The following is a 12,648-nucleotide window of genomic DNA, read 5'->3' on the forward strand; positions in this document are numbered from 1 at the left end:
CTACGAAGTTTCTTCCTGTATTTGCTGCTGTTGATCGGCATCACGACCTGTCAACCAGATAAAAATAAGGGCCATGACGATGTATGCCAGCCCCAGATAAGTGATGCCAATACTCACATCCTCGAATAGAAACAGCCAGGCGAAAATGATCGGCCCAAGCATTTGGCCGATGCGGCTGGAGGCACGAAATATACCCATCGCCTTGCCTTCACCGAGCTCCTGAGTGATATCCAGTTTGAGCAGAAAAACGCTCTGCGCCGATAGTACCAGACAGTTGGATAATCCCAACAAAAAAATGGCAATGGTTGTCGCCAGCAGCCCGTCCCAGATACTGAAAGTAAGGAATGCGCTCGCCCCCAGCAGACTGCCGATCAGCACCAGTCGTTGTTTATTTTCGGTCGCATCTATCAGCCGTCCAACTCTTGGGGCAAGCACCGCGATGCAGACACCAAAGAGCATCAACACCTGACCTATGGTGGATTCCGAGATACCTTGTCGATTTAGATAAACCGGACTGAAATAGTTAAGAAAACCCACCACGGCAATAGATGCTGGCATGCTGCTGAAAAAGATGGCAGCCAGCACTCGCCTGTCCAGCAAGAAGCGGCGCAAGACTGACTTTCCGGCATGTTGCAGCGGCACGGCTTTAGTTTTGCTTGGCGTCGTGGCGGGATAACCCAGGATCAGCAGACTATACACTACTACTAAAGTAATAATCACCGCTCCACTGAGGAACACCACCTCGTAACCGAACTGTTCGGCCATCACCGCACCGGTGGCGGCACCACAAAGACTGCCGGCATAGAGACCGGCAGCCAAATGAGACATTCCCTGCGCCTTAGTGGATTTATCCGTATTACGAATAACAAAACCGTGCGAGGACAGTTGCACCAGACCGTAACCCAGACCAACCAGCCCTCGGGAAAGGATAAAATGCAGGGCATCGGGAGCCATCCAGGAATACAGGGCACCGAGCGTTGCCAGTGCCAGTCCCGCATAGAAAGGTTCCTGCCAGCCGCGCCGGTCAAACCAGACGCCCGCCAGCAGAATCGCCACACCAACACAAAAAAACTCAACGGAAATCGGCAGCCCCATCATCACATTTTGGGATAGCCCGAAAAAATCTTCTTCCATTTTGCCCATATACAGCGGAATAAAAGCCATCGACAGATCTATTCCGAATAGAAAGGCAAAGATTGCCGGCCGCATCAGCCGATAGTCCACGCCCTCTTTTTGCTGTTGATTGGTCTTGGCCCGGGCAGTGAGTCTGGAGATTAATACAAAAGAGACTTCGAGACAGATCAGTGCAGCAATTAAGATCGCCGTACCCCCTGCCGCCAGCAACTCAGGCAAGGCATCGGGCATGGTATTTGTATTGTAAAGCGGTTTTATATATAACCACAGGAAAGTAAATAGTGCGGTGCCCAGCACTAGACTTATGCCCGCAGCAGGCTTTTTTTCCAGCCAGAATCGAGCTCCCGGGCGATACAGATTAAATATGATCAGAACCAGCACACCTGCCAATAGCGACCATAACAGCGCCTGAAGTTCTGCTGTCTCTGCCATACCCTGTTTAAGATAGGTCAGCTTATCTGAGAAAACAGCCCCCATACTGAGCAATAAATAGGTAATTGTCAGACTCAGAGGCAACATCAATAATGCGGTAATAGTGACCGGGCGTATTTTCATAAGCACTTAAACCACCTGTTTCCGGTCTTCAGTCACTATTCCATCTTGATCCTTATTTAATACTTCTGACAAGCTGCTGTTTTTTGGGAGCAGACGGTACACAGCATCAAATAACATGACCGGATCAGAGCTTATCTTCCAGCCGTCGGAATTCTGTTTAATACGAATTTTTGCCTGCTCATCATGCCAACGGCAACGATGAGGTAACACGTCAATATCTGAGATATTAAGGTTTTCCATCAGACTATAGATATAAGCGACCGCCAACGCACCGGTCCCACAAGCTAAGGTCTCCCTATTGATACCCCGTTCAAAACAACGATTTTCTATCTCCCCTGAAGCAAGACGACGGGCAAAATTAACATTTATGCCCGCAGGAAAAATATGCCGCATCCGATTGTTTATATAGTTGCCGATATGCTCGATCAGCCAGGAACCAAAGCTTTCGCGACGTTCAGCATCTTGACCGGATCCGGCAAAAATATAGTCCGCCTGTTCCGGTGCGGAAAAGTCACTATCGGGGAAGATCACCAGATGGGGTTCACCGGTAAACACCAGCAATGATCTGATACGTAGCTCGGTATCGTTTGTGTAAGCCTTCAGATCACCGGCGCGAAACTTCACGACTAGCTCCTGCATCTCATGAATGGCTGGAGCAACCTGACCTGCGTATTCAAAGTCCACCAATTCTGGTGGCGTTAATCGCGGATGCCCAAGATTAACCCAACTGCCGATCTGGTCATCCTCTGCTCCGATATTGATAACCTTAGGCGTTGCCAGAGGGATCTCGGTCATTATGGAAGCGTTACTTATACCATGTTTATCCAATAAATAACTGGCGATACACATCAGACCGTTACCGCAGCACAGCGCTTCTTCACCCGACGGTTCAAACATTCGAAACAAGAATTCAGCCTGTTCTTCCTGTGGAGGTCGCGTCCAGTAGTCCCGGCTAAGATTAATTGATTGCAGTGATGATTTATTACAACGCTGAATGATCAGCAGATTATCACAACCTACACCAAAACTGATGTTGGTCGCCTGAAATGCGAAACGGGACATATCATCCTCGCTGAGCACAGTCTGCTCGGTCTCATCGACAATAACAAAACTATTGCCGCAGGATGTATATTTAACGAAAGGAATAAATTGCATAATATTAGTTATCCGGGTTCTTATTCTGAATTTGGAGTCCGATTTTAAAATTGCTTTTATTTTACTTCCAGAAGCAGTATTTCAGGAAGACGATCCCGATAATCAGACGTTTAGACGGGCCTGCATAAAATTCTGTCACCTATAGGCACAACCGAGGAGCAATGCATAATTTTCCAATGAATTGCTAAAAAATAAAGAAGAATCTAAATGATTAATTAAAAAATGATATTAAAATTATTCTTTTTATAACCTAACAGGTGCTAATAATTTAACACAATCACAAATGATTATCTCTTATAAAAACAGATGCACTTCATCAAAATAACATAAAAAACACAGTAAAAACAACATTTTATAAATCAGACATGAATAAAAAGTCTTTCTGAGGATCGAGTGTTTATATAAAGAATGATAAAAAACATTTATTACAGCAGAGCTAAAATAGCCGTTTTTTACTGGATTTAAAATAATCCTCTGCCTTAGCTAACCACTAATAAGAGAAATATATTATTAATAACCAATATCAATTGGCCGTCAGCAATGATTTTTTTCCCTGATATCCCGTTGCGCATTAATATAATTCTGAGCATGTCATACCCGTTTTAAAGTAGTAATTGGCGGCTGATTGATATTAATCGGATTGGTATAAATCGGACTGATATAAAAAAAAGATAATGGTCCCAACTCATACGCTCAAAATTGCGCTATCGCAATTGAACTAAAAAAATAGATATAAATGACAAACAAAAGAATATTGCGGACTGATACTTTAAATTTTGGAGGAGTGGAACAACAAAGGTAAGTGAATTTTGAGCGGTACACGAGACTAAAAAAACTAGTGACCCCGGCTCTTATTGGTCAAGGTTGTGCTCTACCAACTGAACTGAAAATAGCTGTAAACAAAAAATATAGAGAGATGACTAACTGCAGTTTTATATTTGGTGAATTTGGAGCGGTACACGAGACTAAAAAACAACTAATGACCCCGGCTCTTATTGGTCAAGGTCGTGCTCTACCAACTGAACTGAAAATAGCTATAAACAACAAATATAGAGATATAACTAACTGCAGTTTTATATTTGGTGAATTTAAAACAAGGAATTCAAAATAGGAGAGGTAGTGAATTTGGAGCGGTACACGAGACTAAAAAACACATCATGACCCCGGCTATTATTGGTCAAGGCCGTGTTCGATAGTTTGAACATTTAATCACTTAAAAATTGGAGCCGTACACGAGACTAAAAAACAGCTCATGACCCCGACTCTTATTGGTCAAGGTCGTGCTCTACCAACTGAACTGAAAATAGCTATGCATAACAGATATAGAAATATTCTAGCTGGAATTTTATGTTTGGAATTTTAAAACAGGAAAGGTAGTGAATTTGGAGCGGTACACGAGACTAAAAAACAACTAGTGACCCCGGCTATTATTGGTCAAGGTCGTGCTCTACCAACTGAACTGAAAATAGCTATAAATAATAAATATAGAAATATTACTGACTGAAGTTTTTACTTTTGGGGAGGAGTGGAACAATAAAGGTAGTGAATTTGGAGCGGTACACGAGACTCGAACTCGTGACCCCGACCTTGGCAAGGTCGTGCTCTACCAACTGAGCTAGTACCGCATCAAATTATCACTTTTAGTTTTACTTCTTCAAGAAGAAGTTGGAGCGGCACACGAGACTAAAAAACATCTCATGACCCCGACTCTTATGGTCAAGGTCGTGTTCTATATTTTGAACACCAATCACTTCAAATTTGGAGCGGTACACGAGACTCGAACTCGTGACCCCGACCTTGGCAAGGTCGTGCTCTACCAACTGAGCTAGTACCGCATCACATTTTTAATAAGCATTAATTTTTCCTATAAAGGAAAAATTGGAGCGGTACACGAGACTCGAACTCGTGACCCCGACCTTGGCAAGGTCGTGCTCTACCAACTGAGCTAGTACCGCATCACATGAATTAGCATTTACAAGCAAGCTCGTAACTCCAGTCAATTCTTGTCAAGGTTGAACTCAACAAACCAAACTAGTACCGCATCACATCTTATTTTCATAACAAATTTTTAGGCATGTTGGAAGATACCTGCTTGTTATGAGGTGCGCATTATAATTATGGAGTAAATGAATGCAAGCTTTTTCTGCTGATTTTTCATTGACTAGTGCTTGTTTGCTGAGTTTTTGAGCAGACATCGTCCGTCTGCCCAAAAAAACATTTAAAACTTAAAGAAATGTTTTTGGTAATGCTGTAATTCAGAAATTGATTCTTTAATATCTTGAAGCGCAGTGTGAGCGCCTGTTTTTTTATGCTCATTAACCATTTCCGGCGCCCAACGCTTTCCCAGTTCTTTAACGGTACTGACATCAATATTACGGTAATGAAAATAAGCTTCTAACGCCGGCATCTGACGCACTAAAAAACGACGATCTTGGCCGATACTATTACCGCATAAGGGTGCGGCCCCTTCTGGTACCCACTCCTTTAAAAAATTGAGGGTTGCTTGTTCGGCATTCGCGCAGCTGATTTGACTGCTCTTCACACGATCCGTTAAACCTGATTTACCATGCTGCGTTGTGCACCATTCATCCATCGCATCAAGTGCTTGATTACTCTGATGAATAACAAATTCAGGCCCTTGTGCAAGAATATTTAAATCACTGTCAGTCACGATAGTGGCGATTTCGATTATTTTATCCGTATCTGGATTTAAACCGGTCATCTCCAAATCAATCCATACCAGGTTATTTTTATTCATCGTTATTCTGATCCTTTTCGCTACAAGAGAGCCGCATTTCTAAATTAATATAGTATGATACGGTATTAACACAATGAGTGATAGCTAAGGAAACCTGTGACCAAGAAGAAACGACTCAGTAAAAATCAAGTGCGCCGCGTTCAAACTAATCAGAAAAAACGTTTAACTAAAGATAACAGCGAACAATGGGACGAGTCTGAACTTGGTCCGCAGCTGGAAGGCATAGTGATCAGTCGTTTTGGACAACATGCAGATGTTGAAGATGAGCATGGAAAAATTGAACGTTGTAATTTGCGCAGAGCCATCAAATCTCTGGTAACCGGTGACCGGGTTGTATGGCGTGCGGGCAATCAGGCTTACCATGGTATCAGTGGCGTGATTGAAGCGGTACATCCGCGTACAACGGTACTCACACGTCCCGATTATTATGATGGTATAAAACCTATCGCGGCCAATATTGACCATATTATTATCGTTAGCTCCATAGCTCCTGAGTTTTCTCGTAATATTATTGATCGCTACCTGATTGCCTGTGAAGATATTGGCATTACGCCCATTATCGTTTTAAATAAAAGTGATTTGTTGAATGAACAATCAGCAAAATTAATAGATCAGGAATTACAAAGTTACCGGGATATTGGTTATCAGGTTTTGTACAGCTCGATGCACGGCGACGGCTTATTAGGGCTTAAAAGTGCCATGAAAGATAAAATTAATATTTTTGTCGGTCAGTCGGGCGTAGGTAAAACATCCTTAGTCAATCTGTTATTACCTGAAATTGAAGCCACTACGGCCGAAATTTCGGAAAATTCCGGATTAGGTAAACATACCACGACCACGGCACGCCTTTATCATTTCCCCGACGGAGGTGATCTTATTGACAGCCCGGGCATTCGTGAGTTCTCATTATGGCACTTAGAGCCTGAACGTATTGCGACTGGATTCATCGAATTTCGTCCCTTTTTAGGACAATGCCGTTTCCGCGATTGTAAACATCAAATAGATCCCGGTTGTGCACTGGTTGAAGCCGTTGCCGAGGGAAAAATAGATAATGCTCGCTATCGTAGCTTTTTACGTATTTTAGAGACCATGGATGACGCAAAAAATGCGCGTCACCGTCCACCTAATACCTATGATTAACCGCGCCTTTATAGTTCAAAAGATTTAGGTACAATTTTCGGTATATAGATTAAAAAAAAGAGAAAATCATGATTGACCAACTTAAAATTATTGGGCAATACTTGCTGCCAAAAAAGCTATTATCGCGCCTGTTAGGTAAATTAGCCGCTGCGGAAGCAGGTAAATTAAGCACTTTTTTAATAAAAAAATTCATCAACCATTTTAACGTTGATATGAGTGAAGCGAAATACTCAGCCCCTGAGCATTTTAAAACTTTTAACGATTTTTTCACCCGTGAACTAAAACCGGAAGCGCGACAGATTATCGCCGGTGAAGATAATCTTGCACTCCCTGTGGATGGTTGTATCAGCCAGATGGGCGATATTAAAGAAGGCCGTATTTTTCAGGCTAAAGGGCATGATTTTAGCCTCCGAGAACTATTAGGCGGACGAGATGATGTTGCGGCGCCCTTTGATGATGGTTTGTTTTCTACGATTTACTTAGCGCCTAAAGATTATCACCGTATTCATATGCCGATCACCGGCAAACTAGAACAGCTGATTTTTATTCCCGGCGACCTTTTCTCAGTTAATCCATTAACGGCGCAAAATGTCCCCAATTTATTTGCCCGCAATGAGCGGGCCGTGGCCATTTTTTCAACAGCCCTAGGCCCGATGGCAATGGTTTTAGTCGGCGCGACGATAGTGGCCAGCATCGAAACGGTTTGGTCAGGCACACTGACGGCGAATGCAGACAAAGAGCTCCAATATTGGGATTACAAAAATCAGAATATTACCCTTGAAAAAGGCGCTGAAATGGGCCGCTTTAAACTTGGCAGTACCGTGGTGGCTTTATTCCCGAAAGAGAGTATTCATTTTGCAGAAGATCTTCACGCAGGCTCAGTAACACGCTTAGGTGAGCTATTTGCGAACAAAGTTGAACATAAATAGAGGGTTGATAGCGCAATGACAGAATTATCCGCAGCACAATACTTAAAAAAAATCTTACTTGCTCCTGTTTATGAAGCAGCCGTAGAAACACCATTACAACCGTTAAATAAGTTGTCAAAGCGCTTTAATAATCACATTTTATTAAAGCGTGAAGATCAGCAACCCGTACATTCATTTAAATTACGCGGTGCCTATAATAAATTAGCCAGTTTAACCGATCAGCAAAAAAGCTGCGGTGTGATTGCCGCCTCGGCGGGTAACCATGCGCAGGGTGTTGCGCTTTCAGCAAAAAAAATGGGGATAAAAGCGACTATCGTTATGCCCTGCACCACTCCCGAGATAAAAGTCAGCGCAGTGCGGGCATTTGGTGCCGAGGTAGTATTATTTGGTGATGCTTTTGATGCTGCCAGCGCACATTCTAAAGAACTGGCTGAATTACATAATTACACCCCAATTCTTCCTTTTGATGATCCCGATGTCATTGCCGGGCAAGGCACTATCGGCAAAGAGTTATTACAGCAAAATGCGCACTTGGATAAAATTTTTGTGCCCGTTGGTGGCGGTGGTTTATTGGCCGGTATCGCCGTTTATATCAAACAGCTTTTACCCCATATTAAAGTGATTGGTGTTGAGCCTGATAATGCAGCCTGTTTAAAAGCGGCGTTGGCACATGGCAGCCCGATAACCTTAGATAAAGTTGGATTATTTGCCGACGGTGTTGCGGTTAAAACCATTGGCAGTGAAACCTTCCGTTTATGTCAGCAATACGTGGACGAAGTGATCACCGTTAGCAGTGATGAAATCTGTACAGCCGTCAAAAATATCTTTGAAGATACACGCGCTATTGCGGAGCCTGCCGGAGCCTTATCATTGGCCGGTTTAAAAAAATATTGTCAACTACACGACGTTAAAGATCAACACCTGGCTGCTATTTTAAGCGGAGCCAACCTCAACTTTCATTCCCTGCGTTATATCTCCGAACGTTGCGAATTAGGTGAGCAGAAAGAGAGCATACTGGCTGTCACTATTCCTGAAAAACAGGGCGCTTTTTTAGCCTTTTGTAATCAGCTCGATGGTCGTGCTATTACCGAGTTTAATTATCGTTTAAATTCGCGTAAAGACGCCAATATTTTTGTTGGCGTACGCACCCCGCAAGGCGTTGATGAACTGCTAGCACTGACCGAAAAACTGCACAAATCAGGTTATGCTGTTGCCGATTTAAGCCATGATGAAATGGCCAAACTGCATGTCCGTTATATGGTCGGTGGCGCCCCCGTCGGTGCTATAAAAGAGCGTTTATACAGTTTCGAATTTCCTGAACAGCCTAATGCGCTGGTTAAGTTTTTAAACATGCTTGGCACTCACGCTAATATCACGCTCTTCCATTACCGCAATCACGGTGCGGCTTATGGACAGGTTCTTGCCGGTTTTGAACTCGATGAAGGGGTTGATGCATTCAGTGAACATTTAGACGCACTGGGTTACAACTATAAAGATGAAACAGATAATCAGGCTTATCGTTTCTTTTTATCCCAAGCAAATGACCACTAAAGATTAGATGATAATGCTTCCTCTTAGACGCATTAAAAAGCTGTTTCGGCGCCTGGCACATCAATTAACCTGGCCGACCATGTTTTTGCTTGTGCTGGCGCAGGCAATCAGTGTTTACCTGTTATTTTTGCTTGCCGGGGAAAGTGCATTAACCCGGCATCCCATGGACTTTATTTATTACAATATGGTGGTAGTTTCCACGGTTGGTTTTGGGGATTTCAGCCCGACAACCGGGATGGGGAAAGCGATTGTCGCCTTTGTGCAAATCCCATCGGGACTGATCGTTTTCGCCTCTTTTATCGGAAAAACAACACAACTATTTATAAATCTAGCGAGAAAAAACATGAACGGTACGAGTAACTTTTATCATTATACTAATCATATTTTATTATTAGGTTGGGATGCCTCATCAACGGAGCAGATAGTGCAGTTGATTCTCGGTGATAAAAAACGCCAAAAACGAAAAATATTATTGTGCGTTACCGAACAGATAAACAACCCCTTTCCGGATAATGATGAGGTTTCTTTTGTGCGTTTACGTAGTTTTTCCGATAACGAAGAACTTAATCGTATCGCGTTAAGTAACGCAGAACGTATTATTATTGATGGTAAATCCGATGATGAAACCTTATCTATTGCACTTTGTATCTCCACCTACACCAACTCCAATGCCAACATCTCTGCGCATTTTTTTGATAAGACTAAAGCCGATTTATTAAAGGTCCACTGCCCGCAAATTGAATGCAGTATTGATAGCAGCGCACAAATGATGGTGCGCAGCATGCAGGATCCGGGCTCAAGCCAGGTAACCAAGCACTTACTTTCAACCTTAACCGGGGCGACACTGTATTGTGTGCAAACACCTGAACTGAAAAAACCCATTGAGTTCGAGCTGCTCTTTAGCCGATTTAAAACTAACCATGCGATGATGGTCATTGCCTTCAGCCATTTTAAAAATGGCGATGCGATGATTTTAAATCCCTCTCCACAGACCCTGATCAACAGCGGTGACTTTTTACACTACATCGCTAATGAACGTATTCTTGCTGACGAAATAAACTGGGATGAACTCTCTTAGAGGCATCTGAGATCAACTTTTTAGGCTTATCATAAACGCTGGTGAAGCAATTTATTTTATGACAATTCAACCTGTCCTTCGCGCTTTGGGTGGGTTGATTGGTTGGTTGACTTATTGACAGTCGATTATATTTACCTATAATCGCCCTTCTTTATGTTTATCGCCTTTTTAACGCGATGATTAAATGGGAAGCATGTTTTAACAACTTTAAACGTTACTAAAAACAAGCATGCACTGCCCCCGCAACTGTGTCCGTTTTTCAATGTAAAAACGGGAGTCAGATACCAGCATAAAGAGCGTCACTGTCCATTAAACGGGTCGGCTTAATGGAACGTAAAAAACCCAACAATCGGAAATGTTTTTCCAGTTTGATTAGGGTCTTCGTAATGGTGGCGAGCCAAAGAAAGTCTTTGATGCTCAGCGTATTATATATAAGGCCACTACCTTACTGTAAAATCCCGAACAACAGACTTTCTTCTTATTTTAAATAAAAATATCAAGGAAGAATTATGCCCCGCTTATATTACACTCCGATAGCCTTAGCTTTATCAACACTGTTCAGCGCACCACTTATTGCAGCAGAAACACAAAACACTCAGAACGATATTGTTATTTCTGCCAGTCGCGTCGAAACCAAACGTATTGAAAGTGGCAGCTCAGTGGCCGTGCTTGATGCACAATATATAAAAGATAATCAGGCGCGCACTGTGGCTGAACTGTTACGGGATGTACCTGGTGTAAGTGTTAGTAGTTCTGGTGGTATAACCTCCGTTTTTATTCGCGGTTCCGACTCCAATAAAACCTTAGTGATTATTGACGGTATTGAAGTTAATGATCTATCCAGCATCAGCAGTGGTTATAATTTTGCAACATTGATGGCCGATAATGTTGAGCGCATTGAAGTCTTAAAAGGCTCACAAAGTGCACTTTGGGGCAGTGATGCGATGGGTGGCGTGATTAATATTGTCACTAAAAAAGGCAAGGCTGGGTTTAATCCAACGGCTAGTATCGAGATTGGGGGAAATAACTACCATAAAGAAAATGTCACTCTTAGCGGTGCTAAGGGCAACAGCCATTATTCACTTTCTGCCGGCAACCTGCAAACAGACGGCATAAGCTCAAAAGCAGTTGATCTCGATGATAATGATGACGACGGTTACAAAAATCAAAATGTCAGCATAAAAGCCGGCCATCAATTTACCGATATTTTCGCAGTGGATACGGTGCTGCGTTACAGCGATGCCGAAACAGAATACGATGGTTTTTCAATTGATGCCAATTCCACCAACCAACAGCATCAGGCAAAATTAAATACACATCTTAATCTACTGGACAATCAATGGAAAAACCGACTTTCAGTCGCCTTTTCTGATTCAGAAAATGAAACCTTTTCAGGCAGCACAAGTACCTCTGAATATAAAGGACAAAAAGTAAAAACTGATCTACAGAGTGATTATTACCTCAATACAATCAACGGATATACACAGAGAATCTCATTTATTGCCGAACACGAAAATGAAAAATATCAAAGCTGGTCAATGGATGAAAAACAACGCATTGAAGCATCGGCGGTTGTTTTAGGATATGGCGTTGACTGGCAAAAAACAATTTTTGTGAATGCCGCCCTTCGCAGTGATTTTAACAGTAAATTCGATGATACCAACACTTACCATCTTGATATTTCTGCCTGGGTAAGCGACGGTACACGCCTACATGCCAGTCACGGTACAGGCGTGAAAAACCCTTCTTTAGGTCAAATGTACGGTGAAACTTCTTATTATAGCGGTAATGCGGATCTGACTCCAGAAGAAAGCCGCAGCTGGGATGCGGGTGTAGAGTATAACTTTGTTAATGCCGATGCTTATATCGATTTGACCTATTTTGATTCACTTTATACCGATATGATCACCTATGGATCAAATACATATAGCAATCTTGATAATGAAGCAACTTCACGTGGTGTTGAATTTACCGGTCAAGTAAAAGTGAGCAATAAATTACGAGTTAATACCGGATACACTTTTATGGAGACGGATGATGGTGAAGGCAATGAATTGGCTCGCCGAGCAAAACATGCTGCTAGCATCAATGCTAATTATAAATACACATCAAACCTAAGTGCCAATATTGGTGTCCGTTATACTGGTACACGTATAGACAGTGATGATTCAACACTCGATAACTATACAGTCGTTAATCTTGGCGCGGCTTATCAGGTACAGGAACATATCACTATTAATGCCCGTCTGGAAAATGCGCTTGATAAAGACTATCAAGAGGTTAGCGGCTATAACACAGCAGAGCGTACTGCCTATGTTGGCGTAAGCTTTCAATAAGTTATAGTTAAA

At 42.6% G+C, this 12,648-nt stretch carries 8 protein-coding genes, 3 tRNA genes and 1 riboswitch; of the genes, 5 read left to right on the forward strand and 6 right to left on the reverse strand.

What is annotated here, in order from left to right:
• From CXF72_RS02170 to orn, 6 genes are all read right to left on the reverse strand, one after another.
• On the reverse strand, positions 1–1,689 hold the full coding sequence (locus CXF72_RS02170) for an MFS transporter (RefSeq protein WP_101036646.1): 1,689 nt from the start codon (positions 1,687–1,689) through the stop codon (positions 1–3).
• 6 nt (positions 1,690–1,695) lie between these two features.
• Positions 1,696–2,844: a diaminopimelate epimerase gene (dapF, locus tag CXF72_RS02175; RefSeq protein ID WP_101036556.1), complete on the reverse strand. Its 1,149-nt coding sequence runs from the start codon at positions 2,842–2,844 to the stop codon at positions 1,696–1,698.
• A 1,549-nt stretch (positions 2,845–4,393) separates the two neighbouring features.
• A tRNA-Gly gene (locus CXF72_RS02185) sits at positions 4,394–4,469 on the reverse strand.
• Positions 4,470–4,603: 134 nt separating this feature from the next.
• Positions 4,604–4,679: transfer RNA gene (locus tag CXF72_RS02190), tRNA-Gly, on the reverse strand.
• Between the two features lie 44 nt (positions 4,680–4,723).
• Positions 4,724–4,799, reverse strand: a tRNA-Gly gene (locus CXF72_RS02195).
• 263 nt (positions 4,800–5,062) lie between these two features.
• Positions 5,063–5,608 (reverse strand): oligoribonuclease, encoded by a 546-nt coding sequence (gene orn, locus CXF72_RS02200; protein WP_198552478.1) that lies wholly within the window; start codon positions 5,606–5,608, stop codon positions 5,063–5,065.
• Between the two features lie 90 nt (positions 5,609–5,698).
• Here orn and rsgA point away from each other — a divergent pair, with 90 nt between their 5' ends.
• The 5 genes from rsgA (at position 5,699) to CXF72_RS02225 (ending at position 12,636) form a co-directional block, all read left to right on the forward strand.
• The gene (rsgA, locus tag CXF72_RS02205; protein WP_101036562.1) at positions 5,699–6,742 is read left to right on the forward strand and encodes a small ribosomal subunit biogenesis GTPase RsgA; all 1,044 of its coding nucleotides are present in this window, start codon (positions 5,699–5,701) and stop codon (positions 6,740–6,742) included.
• A 68-nt stretch (positions 6,743–6,810) separates the two neighbouring features.
• On the forward strand, positions 6,811–7,671 hold the full coding sequence (asd, locus tag CXF72_RS02210; RefSeq protein WP_101036564.1) for an archaetidylserine decarboxylase: 861 nt from the start codon (positions 6,811–6,813) through the stop codon (positions 7,669–7,671).
• A gap of 15 nt (positions 7,672–7,686) precedes the next feature.
• The gene (gene ilvA / locus CXF72_RS02215; protein WP_101036565.1) at positions 7,687–9,222 is read left to right on the forward strand and encodes a threonine ammonia-lyase, biosynthetic; all 1,536 of its coding nucleotides are present in this window, start codon (positions 7,687–7,689) and stop codon (positions 9,220–9,222) included.
• A gap of 13 nt (positions 9,223–9,235) precedes the next feature.
• Complete coding sequence (locus tag CXF72_RS02220) at positions 9,236–10,300, forward strand: potassium channel family protein (protein ID WP_101036567.1); 1,065 nt, start codon at positions 9,236–9,238, stop codon at positions 10,298–10,300.
• Positions 10,301–10,436: 136 nt separating this feature from the next.
• Positions 10,437–10,607: riboswitch (cobalamin riboswitch) on the forward strand.
• Positions 10,608–10,809: 202 nt separating this feature from the next.
• The gene (locus CXF72_RS02225) at positions 10,810–12,636 is read left to right on the forward strand and encodes a TonB-dependent receptor plug domain-containing protein (protein WP_101036568.1); all 1,827 of its coding nucleotides are present in this window, start codon (positions 10,810–10,812) and stop codon (positions 12,634–12,636) included.
• The last annotated feature ends 12 nt before the right edge of the window (positions 12,637–12,648 follow it).

It is taken from the genome of Psychromonas sp. MB-3u-54, assembly GCF_002836415.1.
Taxonomy (GTDB): domain Bacteria; phylum Pseudomonadota; class Gammaproteobacteria; order Enterobacterales; family Psychromonadaceae; genus Psychromonas.